The sequence below is a fragment of the Paenibacillus sp. y28 genome, from assembly GCF_037137075.1.
In the GTDB taxonomy this organism is placed as follows: domain Bacteria; phylum Bacillota; class Bacilli; order Paenibacillales; family NBRC-103111; genus JBBBNV01.
In genome coordinates this window covers 49,834-71,277 of sequence record NZ_JBBBNV010000007.1, presented here as the reverse complement: position 1 = coordinate 71,277, position 21,444 = coordinate 49,834, and the positions used below count along the sequence as shown (strand labels likewise).

Genomic DNA, 21,444 nt, shown 5'->3' with positions numbered 1-21,444 from the left:
TCGAATCGCCGTGTCGATATTAGTAATGTAAGGCAAAAAGCCTGGTCCACATGGAAGTGGACGAATCCAAATTCAGGGAGGAACATTCACATGATTATCAACCACAATCTTAACGCAATGAACGCTCACCGCAACCTCGTGTTCAACAACACACAACAAGGCAAATCCAGCGAGAAGCTGTCTTCCGGTTACCGCATCAACCGTGCAGCTGACGATGCAGCAGGTCTCTCGATCTCCGAGAAAATGCGCGCACAAATCAAATCGCTGAACCAAGCGGCTCGCAACGCACAAGACGGCGTGTCTCTGGTACAAACTGCTGAGGGTGCAATGACTGAAGTTTCCGACATGCTGACTCGCATGAAAGAGCTGGCTACTCAAGCATCCAACGGTACATACAATGCATCTGACTTGGCTGCTCTGGACAAAGAGTACCAAAAATTGAAAACTACAATTACCACAGACATCCAAGCCAATACTAAATTCAACGGTATTGCGTTGTTGGATGGATCAGCAGGTACTGGCGGAACAGTTACCATTCAAACTGGTGACAACTTGGCCGATGTGGTAACTGTTGATTTGTCCTTTGACCTGAGCACCTTGGATATTGGCACTATTACATCTCAATCGCTTGCACAAGCTGAATTGGCTAAAATCGACACAGCAATCGGTCAAGTCAACGATGCTCGTTCCGAGCTTGGTGCTACTCAAAACCAATTGGAGCACCGTTACAACAACATCACTTCGACTTCCGAGAACCTGCAAGCTGCTGAATCGCGTATCCGTGATACCGATATGGCAAGCGAAATGATGGCGTACACCAAGTTCAACGTACTGCAACAAGCTTCGACTTCGATGCTGGCTCAAGCAAACCAAGCTCCACAAAACGTTCTGCAATTGCTGCGTTAATGGTAGCCGGAAGAAGCCCATTGGAATTATTCCATGGGCTTCTTTTTTTACGGGTACAATATTCTACTGCGTATTTATGTGCTATCCTTATGGATTATATGGGTCTTAACTCACGAAGTGCTCAACGGGGGAACGTTCTGCCGTATAAATGGAGGACAAAGGTATGCTTATCAGTGTTTGTATGATTGTAAAAAATGAAGCAGCGAATGTACAGCGGGCTCTAAACAGCATTCCACCCAGCTTCGAGAAGGTTGTGGTGGATACAGGTTCGACAGACGATACGGTTAAAATTGCCGAGCGAATGGGCGCCAAGGTTGGTTATTTTGAATGGACGAACGATTTTGCTGCCGCTCGTAATCATTCGGTCCGATTGGCCACGGGACAGTATATTCTGATTTTGGATGCGGACGAAGAACTGGCCGAGGATGCCGAATCAAGGCTGCACAGCTTTATAGCCAAATACCCGGACAAGGCTGGTTCTGTCACGATCGAGAGTACAGTCAAGGGAGAATGCCATCAGCATCAAATGCTCCGCTGGTTTCCTAACAATGGCTTGTTTGCTTTTCAGGGGATTGTCCATGAGCATGTCGTCAAGAACGGGCAGGAGGCTGATTTCGAGCAAACTGGACTAAGAGTCATTCATCATGGTTACCAAGAGGAGATGTACAAGGACGGAGCGAAAGCAGACCGTTACTTGAAATTGTATGAAAATCATCTTAAGCTTCACCCCGAGGATGGGTATATGCTTTATCAGCTCGGCAAGCTTCATTATTCGATGGGTGAGCTGCATCAGGCGGCTGACGCATTTGATCGGTGCTTAACTGCAAACGAGAGGGAGCGGCTTTATTTTCCTGTGATGCTGGTCATGTTAGGCTATGTGTTGAAAGAATTGGGTCACAGCGGTTTAGCGGAAGAGCTGCTGGAGCCCTTTACATATGAATACCCTGCATTCCCGGATTTGTTTTTCCTGCTGGGATTGCTTGCGATGGATACGGGGAAAGTCCGCAATATTGAATCCCGTTTTCAACAAGCACTGCAAATTGGAGAGACGACTCAATATACTTCAGTTAAGGGAGTCGGTTCTTTTAAGGCCGCCTACAACCTGGGTATCTATTACGAGCTGACGGGGAACCCGGCCCAGGCCACACGTTACTATAAGGAGTCCGCCTCGGCGGGTTATGCTCCGGCGGCAGCAAGGCTGCAAAGCTTGTAGATTCCAAGCATAGCAGTATAGATGGCACATCTCGTCTCCTATACTTATTCGCAGACAAAGCCCAATGGAAAATATCCATGGGCTTTGTTCTGTTTGGCAGGCCGGACATTTAGGGGCAGAATGAACGCTACTGGATAGCTTTGATGAACGATAAACCTTTGATAGCTGGAAACTGCATATCGAATTCAGCCTTGTATTGCTTGTTCAGGGTTATGTCGGAGCTATGCTCGAACCACAAGCCATACAGCATAAGTGTTCCGGGATAGGCCTTCAGAGATTGACGCAGTATATCGAGACCGGTGACTGATTTTTTCTCATAAAACGTAAGTAGCACTAGATTTCTATAGCCTCCGGCATGAATCTTATTTTCCTGCACCAGGAGATTGTAGTACTCCAGAGCCGAAGCGGTTTTGTTATGGGCGAAAAAGTAATTGGCCAGCTGGTTCAGCAGCCCCGGTTCTGCAACGATTTCCAGAATGTCATTGTAAGAATCGAAGGCTTCTAATGTGTATAAATGGGTTAAAAGTGGCAGCAGCAATTCCTTTGCAGCCGGAGGCAGCTCTTCTGCGCTAGCACCGGTTAGGAAATTGATTAAGCTCCTTAAAGGAGCGAGCTCCTCGTTTGTTGACTGCCGAAGCTGGGAAAGGTAAGATTCCTCTCCCCACAGGATAGCGGCAATCATGAGCAGTATTCCGTTTTCCGGAGAAAGCTCGAGTTGGAGGGAGGCACCCTCGAACAGTGCTTTGTTTCGAGTCACAAGTGCATATCCAACCACATCGTTCGCATGCAAATCCATGCCCGATTCGGTGTATTGTGTATAGAAATATTGGCTCAGGCTGCGGTGTCCGAGCAAAGTGAATATTTTAAACAGCAGCAGCAGGTTTGTTGCTTTAGTGAGAGGATACAGTTTGCTGAAAAATGTAATGATGTCGTTGTCTTTCTCGTTCTGGGACAAAATGGAGGCCAACTGAAACAGCGCCTGATAATGCTGGGTGTTTAGATTAAGCACTTTAGTTAAGGCAAACACGGTCTTAGGCAAATCACGGCGGTTCAGATAGAGCCGGGTCAGCTTCTCATAGGGCATGATTTTGCCGTATTCGAGATGGATCAGGCAATAAGACGGGTTCTCCGCCTCCCGCTGCTCCGCCAGCCGGATCGTCTCTTCAAACTTGTCTTCCGCTTTTTTGTAGAAGCCGCACAATTCATATAACTCGCCCAGCATAAAATGGAAATCAGGCCACTGCCCCCATAGCTGCAGCCCCTTTTGAATATAGTCCTCTGCATCTTTGTATCGCTGCAAAATGAAATGGATCCGAATTAATTTATCGACACAATAGGGGAGAAACGGTGTGCCCGATTTTGCTCGTTTGTAAGCTCGTTCATAATAGTAAAGGGCCTTCTTATAGTCCTGTATGCTGAAATATTGATTTGCCAGCGTAAAGCAATCGTAAGGAGTTCGGGTATTACTCTTCGTTTTTAGCTCATCGAATATAGCCATATTCCGCTCGGACTTGTTTTTTTCCTTAACGACCTCAGCCGTATATCCCGAATGGTAGATAAAAAAGGAGTTGTAATTGGAGTCTTTCAGATTGCCGTTTGGACAAGTCACCTGCTCGTGGATCGGTCTGGTGAAATACAGCTGATGCCCGTTTGTAAACAGTCGGGTAGCCGAGGAGCGGTACACACGCTGCTTGTTTTCTTCGGCGCTGTTCATCATATTCATAATCGGAAGCACGATGCCGAGCGGCTCCGAAGCATCCAGGGACGATAGCATTCTCCGTAATTCAGGAGCGGTGGCTTGATCAAGATATTCATCTGCATCTAGATATAAAATCCAGCGCCCTGTCGCATGCTTAATCGATTCATTACGGGCGGCGGAGAAATCGTTAGTCCATTCAAAGTCAAAAATTAGATCTGTAAATTCCGAAGCAATCTTTTTCGTAGCGTCTGTTGAACCGGTGTCAACGATAATAATCTCATCGGCCAGGCCTGCCGCACTAGCTAAACAGCGTCTCAGCACCTTTTCTTCATTTTTAACGATCATGCAGAGCGAAATCAATTTTTCCATAAGTCCTCCCTCAATAAATTAATGTTTTCTTTGTTTTTCTCGCTATTACGCATGTTTTTGTCTTTGACGCACGAAGCCATCGAGGATAATATTTGACGGAGAGTGAATATTTGGGCTCGACCTGTTGACCGGAATAGAGGTGGTGGTCACCTCGTTTTAAAAGCCGTATGGTCGCATATGGATCTCCACATGAACCCTTGCGGTTAACCCTCCCATATCTCCCTGGGTCGATGCCCTTACATTCCTTCGTACTACCTCTCAAGGGGTGGAGGCCAGGTTAGCTCCTTTACGGGGTCGATGCCCTTATGGTAATGATTTCTCCCAGCCTATCCATGCTTCGTTTGTTAAAGATCAACATGTGCATAAGCGATGAAACGAAAGTGAGTTGCTACACTGTGGATGAATTAAGCTGCCGCTTGCAATTGAGTCTCCCGATGGGGACCGAGAACTTTGCCTGCGTCATAATTCTTCTGTTTTCGGCCTAATTCAAACATGACGCGGATGAGCTTGCCACAGATCGCGATCATCGACTGTTTTTTCTTCAGCGGGTTGTCCCGGCGTGTCGTGAAGTACAGGTGCAGTGCGCGGAATTCTGGGTTCTTGGCGACCATCGTCAGTACTGCTCGGAACAGCAGGGCCCGGAGGCGACAGCGCCCCCGTTTGCTGATGGTCGTTTCCCCTTTATGAAGCCCGGAGCTGTTTTCCCGCAGGCTGAGACCAGCATGACGTACGATTTGTTGGCTGTGATCATAGCCGCCCCAATCTCCGACTTCCGCCAAGAATCCTGCCACCGTGATGAGACCGATGCACGGAATACTCATCATGTGGATGGCGCCCGGAATCTGTTCCACCAGACCCGCCACAAGCTCCATCAGTTGCTCGATCTGCCTGCACAGCATGGCATACTGCTCCAAATACATGGCCAGCTCATGCCTGGCTGCTGTAGCGCCTTCTGTGAGGCCGATGGACTTTCGGGCTTTCCGGCAGAGCAACTCCGCCCTCTTGGGGCCTACGGCTCGTTTCACGTCGTTCTTCTTCCAGGTAGCCACCACAGTTGTTTCGCCGGCAGCGACGACATCTTGCGGCAGCGGAAGGTTCGTTAGCGTAATGAGCGAGGCCTTGCCTTCCCAGTCTTTAAACACTTGCCTATATTCGGGAAAGAAGCGATCCAGCCAATTGTGGATTCTTCCTTTCACGCGGTTCAAATCCCCGCCCAGACGGTCCCGCTGGTTCATCAGCACACGCAGCTCGGCATAAACGCCTTCCGGCAGCTGTGGCTGTGTATAGCGTCCGTCGATGACGAGTTTGGCGACGACTTTCGCATCTTTGATGTCGTTCTTGGTCGTCGAGTTCCTTGGTTTTCTTGACATGATGTGGGTTTACCAACACGACTTCGATACCCCGCTGCTTCAGGAAGTGAAACAGCGGGAACCAGTAGTGGCCGGTTGGCTCTACGCCAAGCAGCACGTCCGTCAGCCCATGCTCCTGCTTGATGGATTCGGCCCACGCCAGCAGGTTCACCAGACCATTGTCGTCGTTCTGGAACAAGCAACGCTTGCCTAGTTCGATGCCCCGGTAATTGAAGGCACGAGCGACGTGGTTGTGCTTCGCGATGTCGGTTCCGATAACGAGAGTTGTTTCAGAAATTCTGCTAATCCGTTGATTTTGCTTGTTCGATTGGTTAAACTTCATAGTGAGCGTCCTCCTCTAATTAGGGCAGTGAATGTGCACCATTCCGAGACCCAGCATACAGGAGGCGCTTTTTGTTTTGCAAACCGCGTTTTAATTCATTACAGGAATAGCTCCTTAGGATTTCTGCTTTTACTTGGTGACAGGAAAATTACCAATCCATTATGAATCAAGCATAGCTACTTTATCGGAAGACAAGCAAGAAAAATTTAAGCTATACAAGAAAACGGTATTTTTTGCTATTCTTTAAAGAGAAGAGAAAATGTGAACAGAGCAAGCACGACTATTTAAGAAAATCTGATATGGACATCATAAAATCTCTTCAAAAAAGTGAATAAATAAACGATATATAAGTTAAAGAGTTCCCAATAGAGGAGGGTTTATAGGTGACAATTCAGCCGTTAGGTCAAAAAATAAGCTATTCGGGTACAAGTAGCGCTATTCCAGATGCTAGCGGAGTGGCAAGTGATACTAGTCCTGCAATGACAGCAATGCCATCTTCAGTAGAATTAACACGCAAGGAAAATTATGAGCTTTCTATTTCTGAAAAAGCAGTTGTGGATGCCATTAATCGGGCTAACAAGCTGCTGGCCGGCATAAAAAGTCACGTTGAGTTCAGCTTTCATAAGCCGCATGGCGATATTTTGGTAAAGGTGATTAACTCAGAAACACAAGAGGTGATACGCGAAATCCCTCCTGAGAAAATCGTTGATTTAATTGATAAATTCGAAGAACTGAACGGAAAAATTATTGATGAGAAGAGGTAGCGATAATGAACAACAGAGCTCAGCAAACATATCTTCTTAATCAAGTAAATACAGCTCATCCTGGTGATTTGACCCTGATGCTTTATAACGGCTGCATCAAATTTATGAGGCAGGCGATTGTTTCCATGGAGAATAAAGATTACGAGGGTAAAAATAATTACATTCAACGAGCACTCGATATTATCGACGAATTCATTATCACGTTGAATATGGATTACCCTATCTCTCAAAATCTGCGCAGCCTCTATATGTTCATGAAAGAAAATCTAATTCAGGGCAATGTCCGGATGGACATTCAAAAGGTTCAAATAACTATCGATCTGATGAGCGAGCTTAAAGACACATGGGTGCAAGCTGTGAAAAAAGCGAAGTCTGGTGAGCCGGATCAGGTAACGGTATGAATGTCATGCGGCTTCTTGAAGAACGGCTTGCACGCTATGAGCATTTATCGGAACAAATTTCAAGCCTGTATTATGTGGATGAGCAGTCCATCATGATACTGGAAGAGCTTCAGGAACAGCAGTTAGAAATGTGGCAGGAAATTATGGGGCTTCGGGAGCGTGTTCAGGAGCCGTTTTCCCCTTTGGTTGTGAAAACGATAAATCACTGCATAGAACTAGAGCGGATTAGCATTCAAAAGATGCAGGAGTTTCAAGGGAAATTGTCGGTTGAAATGAAGCAAATGCAAAATACGCACTTGACCAGAAGGTATTATCAGGATGCGTATACTCAAACTGAGGGTTACTTTTTCGACAAGCAGCGCTAATCGCCAATACAAAAGGGTCTCCGCTAAAGCGAAGACCCTTTTCGTATATAGCATATTTTACTGGTTACGACATGAAGCTTTGTAATGCGGATAATTGGGAGTTCCCCTTGGAAATCGCTTTTTCCATGGCGGAGAACATGGTGTAGTATCGGTCTTCTTTCTTAACCAGCTTGTCCTCCCAAACGTCAATCTGGTTCTCAATATCGTGGATTTGTTTTCCAAGTGAGTAGGCTACGTTATCGTATCCGTTGGTGGTTGTTCCAGCGGCCTTGGTGATACTGGAGATAACGGAATCCGCTGATTCGTACAGCCGTTGGAAAATCCCTTTTTCACTTCGTATTTGTCTTTTAATTGCCGGATCTGTTGTCGAACTCTCATCGCGTGAGGTCTGACTTGTGAGCATATTAATGACGGCTTGCGGATCTTCTTCAATCGCCGCCTTCAGCTTATCGCTGTCTATCTCCAGCTTTCCGAGATTTGCAGTATCGCCCCGAACATACTGTCCTGTCGTAACTCCAATCGAGTATAGGGAGTTTTTGTCGGAGGTCACGGTGCTGACGGAAGAATATACGGTTTCCCGGATGCTGGTTCTAAATGAGCTCAGGAGCGTGTCGCTTTTCAATAGACCGCTCTTGGCCTTCGTTTCCCACAGCTCAATGTCGCTGTCCGACATGGCCGATTTTTCATCGCTAGTCAGAGGCTGATAGGACCGGTATTTTGTTTCACTCAATAACGAGTTAATGGAGGACAGCACATCATTGTATTGGCTTACGAATTCCTCCACTTTCTTGTAGATGCCATCGGTGTCAATGCTGGAGGTGATATTCACGCCGCTGGAATCGGTGACATTTTGTAGGTTATAGGTAATGCCATTTTGGGTAAAGCTGTTGGTGGCGTACTTGGCCTCAATACCATCAATTTTAACACTTGCGCTGGTACCTGCGGAGTAATTGGTGTAGCCCCCGGATCCGTCCGATACCTTAGCCAGCTTAAACGCAGCTGTAAATCCCGATGTATCGTTTGTAATATCAATCGCAGCATTTTCCCCGGTTGATTTGGTAGTAAAAGAAATACGATCGGTAGTAGAGTCGTAAGACATTTTGACCCCAGCGGAGGAGTTGTTTACATTGGAAATAATCGAGTTGAGCGAATCTGTACTTGGGTCAAACGTTATAGTCTGACCGTTAATGGTGAAGCTTCCGGATGAGAGCGCGCTGGTCAGCTTGTCTGCCTGGGTGGATAATTTGGCGCTTGCGTCAAACTTGAAGGCCTGACCTTCCGTAAATCCGAGGTTGCTAACCCCTGTGTAGCCGGAAACCTCCTTGACGCTCAGTTGCGGTTCAAATCCTGTCGCCCCCAAGGGCTTGAGCTCAATGCTTCCCGATGTAGTGTCGACTTTAATCTGGTTTGCCCCAAACGCAGTATCGATAGCAGATTGCAGTGCTGTTCCGATATCGCTGGCCGATGAATAGCTTCCGTCTGCGATGGTGACGGTCCTGGTTACACCGCCTAAAGTGACACTCAGCTTGTTGTTTTTGCTGGTTTCATTGATGGCATAGCTGTCTACAGTGCCGTCCGAAATAAGGCTGGAGTCTGATATTTGGCCGCTGCTGTACAAGCTGCCGGCTTTAGCCAGGTCAGAAACGACAATGTTATGTGTTCCGGCTGTAGCTGTAGAGCCTGTAGTGACTGTCACTTTCGTGGTATCCGACGATGTAGCGGCCGTTTGAGTCCACGAGCTCCCGAATCGGAGGGTGGAGAAGGAGGAACGGAAGGATGAAATTTTCGTATTAATCGTGCGATAAGCATCGGTTTTCCAAGTCAGTGATTGCTGCTTTCGATTTAGCTTGTTCAGAGGCTCCCGTTCGGCTGTCATCAGCTTTGAGATTAGGCCGTCAATATCCATACCGGAGCTCAGGCCCGTAATTCTTGTCACCATGTGTGGATTCCCTCCCTAATATTTAAATGGAAAAAGCAGTATTATATATAATATCGTAATTACTTGCCGCTTTGTTTAGGGAGAACGGATTTAATTTGATGAAATATGCTGAAAGACTGCTTCTGAACGCCTCGAATCGAAGTTCCGTAATGGCTGCGAATGTCATTAAGCATGGGCTTCAGAGGCGGGGACAAGAGCTGCAGAATCCAGCCAAAAATAAAATGTTTGCGCTTTCAACGCGATCCATTGACATCCAATTCCTGGGCGTGTTATATTCGAATTGTGAGCAGGTTAGCTTACAGTTATTTGAAAATGAAGGGAATGTTCCGCATGCAAGGTAAAGTGAAATGGTTTAACGCAGAAAAAGGCTATGGCTTCATCGAGCGCGAAGATGGCGGCGACGTATTCGTACACTTCTCCGCAATTCAAACCGACGGTTTCAAAACTTTGGAAGAAGGCCAAGAGGTTGAATTCGACATCGTTGAAGGCGCACGCGGTCCTCAAGCAGCTAACGTGGTAAAATTATAATCAGCCGGCACAAGCCGATTTGATATTTTCATTACCATATCATACGATGTGAACAGCACTCCGGTTTTTGGCCGGGGTGCTTTTAATTTAACCGAATTGTCAAAATATTATGATAAATTCTTTGAAACTTGGCGGGCGCATATGGTATAATAGGTTATGAAGAAAGGAGCTGTTGTACATGAACTTCAATATTCGCGGTGAAAACATTGAATTAACTGCAGCACTGAAAGATTATGCGGAGAAGAAGATTGGCCGGCTAGAGAAGTATTTCGAAGCTCCCCCTACTTCAGAAGTGAATATTAAATTAAGCGTTGTTCGCAACCTGCAAGGCATTGAGGTAACGATTCCGCTTCCGGGGGTATTACTTCGGGCTGAAGTGAAGCATGAGGATATGTACGCTTCCATTGATTTGGTCACCGAGAAGCTGGAACGGCAAATTCGCAAGCATAAAACGAAGGTGAACCGCAAATTCCGGCAAGAAGGCCGTTTGAAGCAATTGTTCCGGGAAAGTGACGCCGCGCTGGCCGGCAGCTCCGCATTAAAGCTCCTGGATGAGGAAGATGAGCTTGAAGTAGTGCGCACCAAGCAATTTAATCTGAAGCCGATGGATGTAGAGGAAGCCATTTTACAAATGAACATGGTCGGGCACAACTTCTTCGTGTTCGCCAATTCGGATACAAGCACCGTCAATGTGGTATATCGTCGTGATGACGGGCGCTATGGACTTATCGAGGCAAATTAGCCGCGACTTATGAAAGCCCTTCCCTGGTTGTCCCGCGTAGGGTTAGACGCGAGAATGATGTAAAGCATTAGAGCCTGGCTCCCTTAGGGGCCGGGCTTTCTTTGGGTAAAGGTCCATTCGTTCGTTTGCACCGGGGATGCAGCGATGAGGCCATGACATGGTTTTTTTCCGCACCGCGCGTAGCTCCCAGCGCGCGGTGTTTCGCTGCATGACGGCGGTCGGTCGACCACATGATCAGGCGGCTTTACCGGATGAAGACAAGCGTATGGTTATGATTGGGTAAGGCTAGGCTTATATGACCTGCGGTGAAATGGGCTTCCGGGGAAGGAATATATGGATTTAAGGTTCGTTTAAGGGAGATGAATTACAATAAGCTGAACCAATGTTCAGGATCGGGTATTCGCGGAGTGGCATAAAGCCTTGTTAATTCGGCATGAAATAGCCCGTTTCGGGGCCGGAGGTAGGTTCAACCATTCCTTGCTACTCCCTTTGCAACCTGTTACAATTTATGATAATGGTGCTTTATTTGCATTCGAAAGGGGATCACCCATGTTAGGACTTGTGAAAAAGCTGTTTGGCGATGCCAACGATCGTGAAGTCAAACGTTTGCTCAAAGTGGTTGATTATATTAATGAATTAGAGCCATCCCTTCTAGGGTTGTCTGACGAGGAGCTGCGCGGGAAAACGGTGGAATTCCGCAACCGTTTGGAGCAGGGTGAGACATTGGACGATTTGCTGCCGGAGGCGTTTGCTGTAACCCGGGAGGCATCCAAACGCGTACTGGACAAGCGTCACTATGATGTCCAGCTCATCGGGGGAATGGTACTGCATGAAGGCCGTATTGCCGAGATGCGCACAGGGGAAGGGAAAACGCTGGTCGCTACGCTGCCGGTGTATTTGAACGCGCTTGCCGGTAAGGGTGTGCACGTTGTTACTGTCAACGATTACTTGGCGCGGCGGGATAGCAATGAAATGGGCAAGCTTTATCAATTTCTTGGCCTGACGGTCGGCTGCAACTTGAACTCCCTCTCTCATGATGAGAAGCAGGAAGCTTACGCTTGCGATATTACGTACGGAACGAACAATGAATTCGGGTTCGATTATCTGCGCGACAACATGGTCGTCTACAAAGAGCAGATGGTCCAGCGGCCGCTTTACTACGCGCTTATTGACGAGGTGGATTCCATTCTTGTCGATGAAGCCCGTACGCCGCTCATCATTTCCGGACAAGGCCAAAAGTCAACTGACTTGTACTATGCGGCAGATCGGTTTGTGAGCCGGTTGAATGAAGAAGAGGATTTCACGGTCGATGTGAAGCTGCGCAGTGTTTCGCTTACAGAGTCCGGTGTAGCCAAAGCGGAAAAAGCGTTTGGCGTGGAGAACCTGTTCGACCACCAGAACGTGACGCTTAACCACCACATTACGCAAGCTTTGAAGGCCCATGTCATCATGAAACGGGATGTTGATTACGTCGTTCAGGAAGACGAGGTCGTGATCGTCGACGAATTCACAGGACGGATTATGACGGGCCGCCGTTACAGCGACGGGCTGCATCAGGCGATTGAAGCCAAGGAGCGCATCACAGTACAGAATGAAAGTATGACGCTGGCGACCATTACGTTCCAGAACTACTTCCGGATGTACCGCAAGCTGGCGGGTATGACCGGGACGGCCAAAACAGAGGAAGAAGAGTTCCGTAAAATTTACGGGCTTGATGTCGTAACGGTTCCGACCAACCGTCCGAACATTCGGGTGGACATTTCCGATGTGGTCTATAAAACGGTTAACGGGAAATTCAATGCCGTAGTAGACGCTATCGTAGAACGACATGCCAAAAAACAGCCGGTGCTGGTGGGTACAGTCTCCATCGAGAACTCCGAGCGCTTGTCGGAGATGCTGAAACGCAAGGGGATTCCACACAAGGTCCTGAATGCCAAATTCCATGCCGAAGAAGCAGAAATCGTGTCCATGGCGGGTCAGCCCGGGGCTGTTACCATCGCGACGAACATGGCCGGCCGGGGGACCGACATTATGCTGGGCGAAGGCGTGGCGGAAGTTGGCGGCCTGCATATTATAGGTACAGAACGGCATGAAAGCCGCCGGATCGACAACCAGCTGCGCGGACGTGCCGGACGTCAAGGGGACCCGGGCTCCAGCCAGTTCTATTTGTCGATGCAGGATGAGCTGATGCGCCGCTTTGGTGCTGACAATATTATGGCCATGATGGACCGTCTTGGTCTGGAAGAGGATCAGCCGATCGAGAGCCGGCTCGTTACCCGCGCCATTGAGTCCGCTCAGAAGCGTGTGGAAGGAAACAACTTCGATATCCGGAAGGTTGTTCTTCAATACGACGATGTCATGAACCAGCAGCGGGAAATTATATATAAGCAGCGCCGCGAGGTTCTGGAGAGCGCTGATATTCGTGAGATTGTCATGGGGATGATTACTCCGGTTATTGAGCGAATCGTAGAAGTGCATTGTCCGGATGATCAGGTGCCGGAGGATTGGGACTTTGAAGCGATCATTGATTACAGTGAGGGCCATTTCCTGAATGAAGGTCAAGTGACGAAGGACGATTTGTGGGGTAAGGAAAAAGAAGAGATGGTCGAGTTCTTGTCCAAGCTTATGCAGGATAACTATGCGGAGCGTGAGGCGCATATTAGTCCCGAGCTGATGCGCGAGTTCGAGAAGGTCGTTCTCCTTCGCGCCGTTGACAGCAAGTGGATGGACCACATCGATGCGATGGACCAGCTTCGTCAAGGGATTCACCTCCGTGCCTACGGCGGAACCGACCCGCTGCGTGAATACCAATTCGAGGGCTTCCAAATGTTCGAGGAAATGATTCAAAGCATTCAGGAAGACGTTACCAAATACATTATGAAGGCTCATGTGGAAGCGAATCTGGAGCGTGAGGCGGTAGCTGAAGGTCAGGCCGTTGATCCGAAGGCGACTGCAGCTGAACAGAAGCAGAATCGCGCGCAGCGCCGATCCAAGAAGTAGACTAGGGCGCAAAGTGTGTAAAGCAAAACGGCTGTTCACTACGGCTGTCTATTAGAGGTGAGAGAGATGTTGGATACTGGGATTAAGCAGGAATTAAGACAGGCATCGGAACGACTCACTGAGCTTAGGGGGTCTCTTTGACTTAGATCTGAAGCTGGAGCAGATTGAGGATTTTGAAGTCAAGATGGCTGCGCCCGATTTCTGGGATGACAATGAAAAGGCGCAAGGGCTCATTGCCGAGCTTAACGCAGTGAAGTCTGTCGTTGAGCAGTTTCAGGCGATTGCGCAGGAGTACGATGATCTGGAGGTCATGCTTGAGCTTGCAGAGGACGAGCAGGACCAAGCTATGGCAGACGAGGTCAACGCCGGAGTGAAGGAGCTGGCGAAAAAGCTGGAGAACTTCCAGCTTCAGCTTCTTCTGAACCAGCCCTATGACCGCTATAATGCGATCTTGGAGCTTCACCCCGGCGCGGGAGGCACGGAATCCCAGGATTGGGCTGATATGCTTCTGCGGATGTACAGACGCTGGGCGGACCAGCATGATTACAAGGTCGAAGTGCTGGACTACTTGCCGGGCGATGAAGCGGGCGTCAAAAGCGTAACCCTGCTCATAAAAGGCTACAATGCGTATGGTTACCTCAAGGCGGAAAAAGGCGTGCACCGCCTGGTGCGTATTTCGCCGTTCGACGCCTCGGGACGCCGCCATACTTCATTTGTATCCTGCGATGTCGTGCCGGAAATTGAGGACGATGTGGAGATTGACATTCGCACCGAGGATTTGAAGGTGGACACCTACCGTTCCAGCGGCGCGGGTGGACAGCATATTAATACGACGGATTCTGCGGTACGGATTACACATATTCCGACCGGCGTGGTCGTTACCTGCCAAACGGAGCGTTCCCAGATTAAAAACCGGGAGCGTGCGATGAAGGTTTTGCGCTCCAAGCTGTATGAGAAGAAAATTGAAGAGCAGGAAAAGCATTTGGCTGAAATCCGCGGCGAACAGTCGGATATCGCTTGGGGCAGCCAAATTCGCTCCTATGTATTCCATCCCTACAGCATGGTAAAGGATCACCGGACATTGGCGGAAACCGGTAATGTCAGTGCAGTTATGGATGGGGATGTAGACCAATTTATTGACGCTTACTTGCGCTGGCAAATTAAGCCCAAGGATGAGGCATAAAAGTATGTCTTTACCGGGGCTCTGCCGTATCGGCAAGGCGGCCAAATAATTCCTACGCAATGTGCTCATCCTACACGGTAAGGAGAAGGTTCAAACTCTTCGGCCTGTGTAGGATGTTTTTTTGTGGAGGGATAGGTATGCGAAGCAGGAGGGGCAACGGCAGAAAACGTCTTGGATCCGGTAGATGGCTCCAGAGTGAAGATAGCCGCATGGAAGGTGCGGCGGAGCCTCTTGGGGCCGGGATTCAAGAGGGGAGTATGGTAAGGGAAAAGGCCTGGATCGGGCGAGCGGTCGAGACGCTGCTGCTAATATGCGGAAGCGCGCTCATCGCGCTTAGCTTTAATCTGCTGCTAAACCCCAATGAAGTGGCTTCGGGCGGAGTATCCGGAATTTCCGTTCTGCTGCGGAACATATTCGGCTGGGAGCCGGCCCTGGTGCAATGGGCATTCAATATTCCTTTATTTGTGGTTGGCGCGCTGGTCATGGGCCGGGGGTTCGCGGTAAAGACTGCGGCAGGATCTGTCCTGCTGCCTCTGCTTGTCCTAATGACGAGGAATATGCCTCCCTTGACTGATAATGTTCTGCTCGCCGCTATTTTCGGTGGAATCGGTGTCGGAGCAGGTCTCGGGATCGTGTTTCGCGGCCGGGGGTCGACAGGCGGAATTGACGTGGCGGCCCAGCTGCTGCACCGGTTGACCGGGCTGAGCTACGGACTCGCGGTAGCCTCGTTTGATGCGATTATTATCGCAGCCGCCGGAATTATTTTCTCACCGGAAAAAGCGCTCTATGCCCTCGTCGGCTTGTTCGTGACGATGAAGACTATTGATGTGGTGCAGGTGGGCTTCCGCTACGCGAAGGTTGCGCTAATCATATCAGCGGAAGAAAAAGCGCTCGGACGCGCTATCCTTCACGAGCTGGACCGGGGATTGACCAAATGGACGGCCCAGGGCGGTTATACCGGCGAGCAGCGGGAGCTGCTGATGGTCGTAGTCAGCCAAACGGAGGTCAGCCGATTGAAGCAGCTCGTCAAACGGGTAGATCCGGGGGCATTTGTTATCCTCAGCGATACAGCCGAGGTGCTGGGAGAAGGCTTTAAAAATAGCCGAAATACGTATTGAATTGTTATTCATGCGAACGTATAATAATACATATGTTTTTAACGGAGAGCAGGAGGAATGATGATGAGCAAAATTCGAGCGGCGATCGTGGGTTCAACAGGTTATGGCGGGGTGGAATTAATCCGGATCTTGCTGCGCCACCCGCAGGTTGAGATTACATCCGTCATTTCGTCTTCTACGGCGGGCGCGCCAATCGCGGACGGGTTTCCGCATTTGAATCAAATTTTGACGGATGCGCTGGATGGGATTGATATTGGGCTTATGAAGGAAAAGGCGGATGTCGTGTTTCTGGCGACGCCTGCGGGTGTGGCCTCGAACTTGGCGCCCCAAATTGTTGATGCCGGTCTGAAGGTCATTGATTTGTCCGGTGACTACCGTCTTCCAGCGGAGGTTTACCAGCCTTGGTATGATCATGAGCCTGCACCGCAGGATTATTATAAGCAGGCTGTCTATGGATTGGCGGAGGTGTTCGGTGAAGAAGTAAAGGGCAAGGCTCTGATCTCGAATCCGGGCTGCTATGCAACAGCGACGACCTTGGGTCTTGTACCTGCGGTAGCCGAAGGCTGGATTGATCCGAATTCCATTATTGTGGACGCCAAGTCCGGCGTGTCCGGAGCCGGGCGCAAGGTGGGGCTCTTATATCATTATTCGGAAATGAACGAGAACTTCCTGGCCTACAAAATCAACAAGCATCAGCATACGCCGGAAATCGAGCAGGTGCTCAGCCGGGTATCCGGGGGAGCGCCGGTGACGATCACTTTTACTCCACACTTGGTCCCTATGACTCGGGGTATTCTTTGCACCATGTATGCGACTTTAACTCAGCCGCGTACGGAGGAGGAAGTTATCGGTCTGTACCGCAAGTACTATGAAGGCCGCGAGTTTGTTCGTATTCGGGAGAAAGGCAAGTACCCTGCCACCAAGGAAGTGACGGGTTCAAACTACTGTGATATTGGCTTTTCTGTGGACGAACGCACGGGACGGTTGACCATTGTTTCGGTTATTGATAATGTGATGAAGGGTGCCGCGGGCCAAGCGGTGCAAAACCTGAATTTGATGATGGGCTGGAACGAGACAACCGGTTTGGAATTTACGCCGGTTTATCCTTAATAGATTGTATTTTGGTGTAAGAGGAGACAAGCGGACATGGGGCAGCTGTTTAATGTAGTGGAGACCGGATCGATTACAACACCCAAAGGCTTTCGCGCCGGCGGGCTGCATTGCGGATTGAAGAAAACCGATCGCCACGATTTGGGCGTTATCGTTTGTGATGTACCTGCGGTAGCGGCGGGAGTGTATACGCTGAATGCTTTTCAGGCGGCGCCGCTGAAGGTGACGCAGGAGAGTGTTGCTGTGGAAGGCAAGCTGCAGGTCATGCTGGTCAACAGCGGGAATGCGAATGCCTGCACAGGCCAGCAGGGCGAGGATGACGCGCGCACCATGCGTTCGGAGGCGGCGCGCATGTTCGGCGTGGCGGACCATTTGGTAGGCGTGACGTCAACCGGCGTTATCGGGGAATTGCTGAAAATGGATAAGGTGTCCGGCGGCATCGTCAAGCTCCCTGAACGAGTGAAGGGTGATTTGGCGGGAGCCGAGGACTTCTGTCAGGCGATTCTGACTACGGATTTGGTCCAAAAAATGGTGTGCGTTGAAGTGAAGATCGGCGGTCAATCGGTACATATTGCAGGAGCGGCCAAAGGCTCCGGCATGATTCACCCGAATATGGCGACGATGCTCGGGTTTATGACAACGGACGCAGTCATTGAGCACGAGGTGCTGCAGAAGCTGCTGCGCCACGTGACGGATATGACCTTTAATATGATTACCGTGGACGGCGATACCAGCACAAACGACATGCTGATCGCCATGGCGAGCGGATTGTCAGGCACAGAGGCTCTGAACGAGCAGCATGCCGATTGGGCGGCTTTTGCGGCGGGCTTCCGGTATGTGGCTGAATATTTGGCTAAAGCGATTGCGCGCGACGGTGAAGGGGCAACGAAGCTTATTGAGGTGCAGGTTAACGGCGCGGCTTCTAACGATGCCGCACGTGCTATCGCCAAGACGGTCATTGGTTCCAGCCTGGTGAAGTCGGCATGCTTCGGGGCCGATGCGAACTGGGGCCGCATTATTGCAGCCGTAGGCCGGAGCGGGCAGCAGGTAAATACGGAAACGGTCGATATTCGCCTGGGGGATATTGTAACACTGGAGCAATCCAAACCGGTAAGGTTCGACGAGGATAAGGCGCTGGACTATTTGCGCGGAGAATTGGTGCAGATTTTCATCGATCTCCATATGGGTTCGGGGCAAGCCACAGCATGGGGCTGCGATTTGACATACGAATATGTCCGGATAAATGCTGCATATCGGACGTAATCTTGTTTGTAAACAAGCGATTCAGGCAACGTAAAGGAGCTAACGGGAATGAACGGTTCTTGTTTCGTGATGAAATGCGGCGGAAGCACACTGGCGGCGCTGCCGGAGGTGTTTTTCGCTGATTTGAAGAAGCTGCAGGATGAAGGGACGATACCGGTCATCGTGCATGGGGGAGGACCTGCGATCTCCACTACATTGGAGAAGCTGGGCATTGAGACTGAATTTGTGGGCGGTCTGCGGAAAACGAACGAGGCTGTACTGGACGTGGTCGAGATGGTGCTGTCCGGTCAAATTAACAAGGAAATCGTTCGTAAAATTCAGCAAAGCGGGGCAAAGGCGCTCGGTTTGTCAGGTGTAGACGGGCATCTCATCCATGCGGTTCCTGTCGCCAATGCGGCAGAGGTCGGTTTGGTCGGGGATGTGACGGACGTCAATGCCGCGATTGTGCAGGGTATTGTTGATATGGGCTATATGCCTGTCATTGCGCCGGTCGGTCTTGGCGAAGGCGGACAGCGTTACAATATTAATGCGGATACTGCCGCAGGCGCGGTCGCTTCCCACCTTGGCGTGGAACGGATGATCGTTGTAACCGATGTGCCGGGAATTATGAAAACCGTTGACGGTGAAAAGCGTGTTCTGCCGCAGGTAACGGTAAACGACATCAATGAAATGATTGGTAGCGGCGATATCTACGGCGGGATGATTCCGAAGGTGAAGGCCGCTGTACAATGCATTCAAGGCAAGGTCCAAGAGGTCGTTATTGTTAACGGCTCTGAACCGAACGTGCTCAGCCGCGTGCTCGCGGGAGAGGCAATCGGCACCCGGATTTTGCGATGAGGATTTTTTCTCGTTGAACAGGGGCGAATGGGTACGCCCAGGATATTTTTTAGAGGCGTGCAAATGGAGAGAGGAGTGACAAGGAATGAGTGAACAAAGTCATCTGTTTCCCACCTATGCCCGGTTTCCGATTACGCTGGTAAAAGGAAAGGGCAGCCGGTTGTGGGACAACACGGGCAAGCAGTATCTTGATTTCATGAGCGGTCTGGCGGTAACCAATCTGGGGCATGCTCCCGATGCGGTGAAGGACGCTTTGGTCAGCCAGCTGGATGAGCTGTGGCATGTGGGCAATCTGTTTCATATTCCGAATCAGGAGAAGCTGGCGAAGCTGCTGACCGATAACAGCTGCGCGGACCGCGTGTTCCTGTGCAATAGCGGAGCGGAGGCCAATGAAGCGGCAATCAAGCTCGCGCGCCGTTATCACAGTAAAGTGCTCGGTACAGGCAAGTACGAAATCATTACCTTTGATATGTCGTTCCACGGCCGTACATTGGCTACCTTGACCGCAACCGGTCAGGATAAGGTAAAGGACGGATTTTATCCGCTTCCGGAAGGCTTCGTTTATGCGCCGTTTAATGATGCGGACGCTTTGAAGGGCTTCATTACCGACAAAACATGTGCCATTATGCTGGAAATGGTTCAAGGCGAAGGCGGGGTTAACCCGGCATCGGAGCCGTTCGTGCAGGAAGTGGTTCGTCTTTGCAAGGAGCATGATCTGCTGCTTATCGTCGACGAAATCCAGACCGGCATGGGTCGTACCGGCAAGCTGTTCGCCTATGAGCATTACGGCATTGAGCCGGATATTTTCACATTGGCTAAAGGGATTGCCAGCGGCTTCCCTATGGGCGCTATGCTCGGAAAAGAGAAGCTTGCAGCAGCGTTTACTCCAGGAGCGCACGCAACAACGTTTGGCGGAACGCCAATTGCAACGGCAACGGCCGTAGCTACGATTGAGCTGATGCTGGAGCAGAAGCTGGCGCAGCGTGCGGAGCAGGTCGGCAATAAGCTCATTGCGGAGCTGAATGCGCGTTTGGCGGGCAATCCGCTGCTGAAGCAGGTGCGCGGCAAAGGACTGCTGATTGGCGTGGAGCTGACTGTGCCGGCGGCAGAGGTTATTCCTGCCCTGCACGAAGCCGGACTGCTTGTCATCCCGGCCGGACCGAATGTTGTACGGCTTCTTCCGAACCTGCTCGTTACAGAAGAGGAGCTTGAAGAAGGCATCAGCCTAATGAATCAGGTCCTGACGGAGAAAGCCAAGGCTGCAGCGGGAACGAACGCTTAACCGTCGGGGAGCGCTGTTTAATCATATTGGATCAGGGGTGAGAGTACGGATGGAACTTATGCAGCAGGATATTGCGCTCGGTTTGAAAGGGAAGGATTTCCTGGCGCTGGCTGATTATGCACCAGAGGAAATTCGGTATTTGCTTGATTTGGCGGTGGAGCTCAAGCGCAAGCAGAAGGCGGGCGAGGTCTATCAGCCGCTGAAGGGCAAGACGCTCGGCATGATTTTTGAGAAATCCTCGACCCGGACGCGGGTTTCTTTTGAAGTGGGAATGTATCAGCTCGGCGGACACGCGCTGTTCCTGAGCAAGAACGATCTGCAGCTTGGACGCGGGGAAACCATTTGGGACACTGCGCAGGTGATGTCCCGGTATTTGGACGGCATTATGATTCGGACCTTTGAGCATCGCCGGGTCATCGAGCTGGCGCGCGGGGCGACCATTCCGGTTATTAACGGGCTGACGGACAGCGCCCACCCATGCCAGGTGTTAGCCGACTACCAGACTGTGCTGGAGCAGAAGGGCCGTCTGGAAGGGCTGAAAATCGCATATATCGGCGATGGCAACAACATGGCGCACTCCCTGATGATGGGCGGCGCTAAGCTTGGGATGCATGTGGCGGTCGCTTCGCCGGAGGGCTACATGCCGGATGAGGGCATTTCCAAAAACACCAAAGAAGTCGCTTCCCAGACTGGCGGAAGCCTGCTGGTGACTACGGACCCGATCGAGGCGATTCGTGATGCCGATGTGGTCTATACGGACGTATGGGCGAGCATGGGCTTTGAGGAAGAGCAAAAGATACGCGAAAAGGCATTCAAAAATTATCAGGTCAACGGCGACCTGGTGAAGCACGCAAAGAAAGATTACTTGTTCATGCACTGCCTGCCTGCCCATCGCGGAGAAGAGGTCAGCGAAGAGGTTATCGACGGGCCGAACTCGGTTATTTTTGACGAAGCGGAAAACCGCTTGCATGCCCAAAAGGCGATTATGGCAGCTACGATGTGCTAATACTCAGGAAAAAAGGGGAACTTGAAT

The 21,444-nt window shown here is 50.2% G+C and carries 17 protein-coding genes and 1 pseudogene; 15 read left to right on the top strand and 3 right to left on the bottom strand.

Annotated features, from left to right (window positions below):
- Nucleotides 1-90 precede the first annotated feature (90 nt).
- The gene (locus tag WBG83_RS08110) at nucleotides 91-906 is read left to right on the top strand and encodes a flagellin N-terminal helical domain-containing protein (protein ID WP_336744292.1); all 816 of its coding nucleotides are present in this window, start codon (nucleotides 91-93) and stop codon (nucleotides 904-906) included.
- 163 nt (nucleotides 907-1,069) lie between these two features.
- Nucleotides 1,070-2,119, top strand: coding sequence for a glycosyltransferase (locus tag WBG83_RS08105; RefSeq protein WP_336744291.1), 1,050 nt, complete (start codon nucleotides 1,070-1,072; stop codon nucleotides 2,117-2,119).
- Between the two features lie 127 nt (nucleotides 2,120-2,246).
- Here WBG83_RS08105 and WBG83_RS08100 read toward each other — a convergent pair whose 3' ends face one another.
- Together WBG83_RS08100 and WBG83_RS08095 are read right to left on the bottom strand one after the other, a co-directional pair.
- Nucleotides 2,247-4,187, bottom strand: a complete 1,941-nt coding sequence (locus WBG83_RS08100) for a tetratricopeptide repeat-containing glycosyltransferase family 2 protein (RefSeq protein WP_336744290.1) — start codon at nucleotides 4,185-4,187, stop codon at nucleotides 2,247-2,249.
- A 404-nt stretch (nucleotides 4,188-4,591) separates the two neighbouring features.
- Nucleotides 4,592-5,756: pseudogene (locus tag WBG83_RS08095) on the bottom strand (IS110 family transposase).
- Between the two features lie 506 nt (nucleotides 5,757-6,262).
- Here WBG83_RS08095 and WBG83_RS08090 point away from each other — a divergent pair.
- Genes WBG83_RS08090 through WBG83_RS08080 form a run of 3 tightly spaced genes read left to right on the top strand, consistent with a single transcriptional unit; the run spans nucleotide 6,263 to nucleotide 7,409 of the window.
- Entirely contained in the window at nucleotides 6,263-6,643 is a 381-nt protein-coding gene (locus WBG83_RS08090; protein ID WP_336744289.1) for a flagellar protein FlaG, read from the top strand.
- 5 nt (nucleotides 6,644-6,648) lie between these two features.
- Nucleotides 6,649-7,044, top strand: coding sequence for a flagellar export chaperone FliS (fliS, locus tag WBG83_RS08085; RefSeq protein ID WP_336744288.1), 396 nt, complete (start codon nucleotides 6,649-6,651; stop codon nucleotides 7,042-7,044).
- Complete coding sequence (locus WBG83_RS08080) at nucleotides 7,041-7,409, top strand: hypothetical protein (protein ID WP_336744287.1); 369 nt, start codon at nucleotides 7,041-7,043, stop codon at nucleotides 7,407-7,409. The genes fliS and WBG83_RS08080 overlap by 4 nt, the downstream gene beginning before the upstream one ends.
- Before the next feature lie 64 nt (nucleotides 7,410-7,473).
- On the opposite strand, the gene fliD is transcribed toward WBG83_RS08080, so the two are convergent.
- Nucleotides 7,474-9,348: a flagellar filament capping protein FliD gene (gene fliD, locus WBG83_RS08075; protein WP_336744286.1), complete on the bottom strand. Its 1,875-nt coding sequence runs from the start codon at nucleotides 9,346-9,348 to the stop codon at nucleotides 7,474-7,476.
- A 330-nt stretch (nucleotides 9,349-9,678) separates the two neighbouring features.
- Here fliD and WBG83_RS08070 point away from each other — a divergent pair, with 330 nt between their 5' ends.
- The 10 genes from WBG83_RS08070 (at nucleotide 9,679) to argF (ending at nucleotide 21,417) form a co-directional block, all read left to right on the top strand.
- Nucleotides 9,679-9,876: a cold shock domain-containing protein gene (locus WBG83_RS08070; RefSeq protein ID WP_336744284.1), complete on the top strand. Its 198-nt coding sequence runs from the start codon at nucleotides 9,679-9,681 to the stop codon at nucleotides 9,874-9,876.
- Between the two features lie 178 nt (nucleotides 9,877-10,054).
- Complete coding sequence (gene hpf / locus WBG83_RS08065) at nucleotides 10,055-10,618, top strand: ribosome hibernation-promoting factor, HPF/YfiA family (RefSeq protein WP_336744282.1); 564 nt, start codon at nucleotides 10,055-10,057, stop codon at nucleotides 10,616-10,618.
- A 549-nt stretch (nucleotides 10,619-11,167) separates the two neighbouring features.
- A complete protein-coding gene (gene secA / locus WBG83_RS08060; RefSeq protein ID WP_336744280.1) occupies nucleotides 11,168-13,618 on the top strand; it encodes a preprotein translocase subunit SecA in 2,451 nt (816 codons plus the stop codon).
- A gap of 66 nt (nucleotides 13,619-13,684) precedes the next feature.
- A protein-coding gene (gene prfB, locus WBG83_RS08055; protein ID WP_336744278.1) for a peptide chain release factor 2 occupies nucleotides 13,685-14,801 on the top strand; the annotation gives its coding sequence in 2 pieces (ribosomal slippage) (nucleotides 13,685-13,756 and nucleotides 13,758-14,801; 1,116 coding nt in all).
- Nucleotides 14,802-15,058: 257 nt separating this feature from the next.
- The gene (locus WBG83_RS08050) at nucleotides 15,059-15,919 is read left to right on the top strand and encodes a YitT family protein (protein ID WP_336744472.1); all 861 of its coding nucleotides are present in this window, start codon (nucleotides 15,059-15,061) and stop codon (nucleotides 15,917-15,919) included.
- Between the two features lie 60 nt (nucleotides 15,920-15,979).
- Nucleotides 15,980-17,029 (top strand): N-acetyl-gamma-glutamyl-phosphate reductase, encoded by a 1,050-nt coding sequence (argC, locus tag WBG83_RS08045; protein ID WP_336744470.1) that lies wholly within the window; start codon nucleotides 15,980-15,982, stop codon nucleotides 17,027-17,029.
- Nucleotides 17,030-17,065: 36 nt separating this feature from the next.
- The gene (gene argJ, locus WBG83_RS08040) at nucleotides 17,066-18,292 is read left to right on the top strand and encodes a bifunctional glutamate N-acetyltransferase/amino-acid acetyltransferase ArgJ (RefSeq protein WP_336744276.1); all 1,227 of its coding nucleotides are present in this window, start codon (nucleotides 17,066-17,068) and stop codon (nucleotides 18,290-18,292) included.
- Between the two features lie 48 nt (nucleotides 18,293-18,340).
- Entirely contained in the window at nucleotides 18,341-19,129 is a 789-nt protein-coding gene (argB, locus tag WBG83_RS08035; protein ID WP_336744274.1) for an acetylglutamate kinase, read from the top strand.
- An 85-nt stretch (nucleotides 19,130-19,214) separates the two neighbouring features.
- On the top strand, nucleotides 19,215-20,411 hold the full coding sequence (locus WBG83_RS08030) for an acetylornithine transaminase (RefSeq protein ID WP_336744272.1): 1,197 nt from the start codon (nucleotides 19,215-19,217) through the stop codon (nucleotides 20,409-20,411).
- A gap of 49 nt (nucleotides 20,412-20,460) precedes the next feature.
- Nucleotides 20,461-21,417 carry an ornithine carbamoyltransferase gene (gene argF / locus WBG83_RS08025; protein WP_336744271.1) on the top strand — a complete coding sequence of 319 codons (957 nt, stop codon included), beginning with the start codon at nucleotides 20,461-20,463 and terminating at the stop codon, nucleotides 21,415-21,417.
- Nucleotides 21,418-21,444: the final 27 nt, after the last annotated feature.

What these genes read in the sequence shown, in the direction of transcription:
- WBG83_RS08110 (WP_336744292.1), top strand. Translation starts at nt 91, where the DNA reads ATGATTATCAACCACAATCTTAACGCAATGAACGCTCACCGCAACCTC.
- WBG83_RS08105 (WP_336744291.1), top strand. Translation starts at nt 1,070, where the DNA reads ATGCTTATCAGTGTTTGTATGATTGTAAAAAATGAAGCAGCGAATGTA.
- WBG83_RS08100 (WP_336744290.1), bottom strand. Translation starts at nt 4,187, where the DNA reads ATGGAAAAATTGATTTCGCTCTGCATGATCGTTAAAAATGAAGAAAAG.
- fliS (WP_336744288.1), top strand. Translation starts at nt 6,649, where the DNA reads ATGAACAACAGAGCTCAGCAAACATATCTTCTTAATCAAGTAAATACA.
- WBG83_RS08080 (WP_336744287.1), top strand. Translation starts at nt 7,041, where the DNA reads ATGAATGTCATGCGGCTTCTTGAAGAACGGCTTGCACGCTATGAGCAT.
- fliD (WP_336744286.1), bottom strand. Translation starts at nt 9,348, where the DNA reads ATGGTGACAAGAATTACGGGCCTGAGCTCCGGTATGGATATTGACGGC.
- WBG83_RS08070 (WP_336744284.1), top strand. Translation starts at nt 9,679, where the DNA reads ATGCAAGGTAAAGTGAAATGGTTTAACGCAGAAAAAGGCTATGGCTTC.
- hpf (WP_336744282.1), top strand. Translation starts at nt 10,055, where the DNA reads ATGAACTTCAATATTCGCGGTGAAAACATTGAATTAACTGCAGCACTG.
- secA (WP_336744280.1), top strand. Translation starts at nt 11,168, where the DNA reads ATGTTAGGACTTGTGAAAAAGCTGTTTGGCGATGCCAACGATCGTGAA.
- WBG83_RS08050 (WP_336744472.1), top strand. Translation starts at nt 15,059, where the DNA reads ATGGTAAGGGAAAAGGCCTGGATCGGGCGAGCGGTCGAGACGCTGCTG.
- argC (WP_336744470.1), top strand. Translation starts at nt 15,980, where the DNA reads ATGATGAGCAAAATTCGAGCGGCGATCGTGGGTTCAACAGGTTATGGC.
- argJ (WP_336744276.1), top strand. Translation starts at nt 17,066, where the DNA reads ATGGGGCAGCTGTTTAATGTAGTGGAGACCGGATCGATTACAACACCC.
- argB (WP_336744274.1), top strand. Translation starts at nt 18,341, where the DNA reads ATGAACGGTTCTTGTTTCGTGATGAAATGCGGCGGAAGCACACTGGCG.
- WBG83_RS08030 (WP_336744272.1), top strand. Translation starts at nt 19,215, where the DNA reads ATGAGTGAACAAAGTCATCTGTTTCCCACCTATGCCCGGTTTCCGATT.
- argF (WP_336744271.1), top strand. Translation starts at nt 20,461, where the DNA reads ATGGAACTTATGCAGCAGGATATTGCGCTCGGTTTGAAAGGGAAGGAT.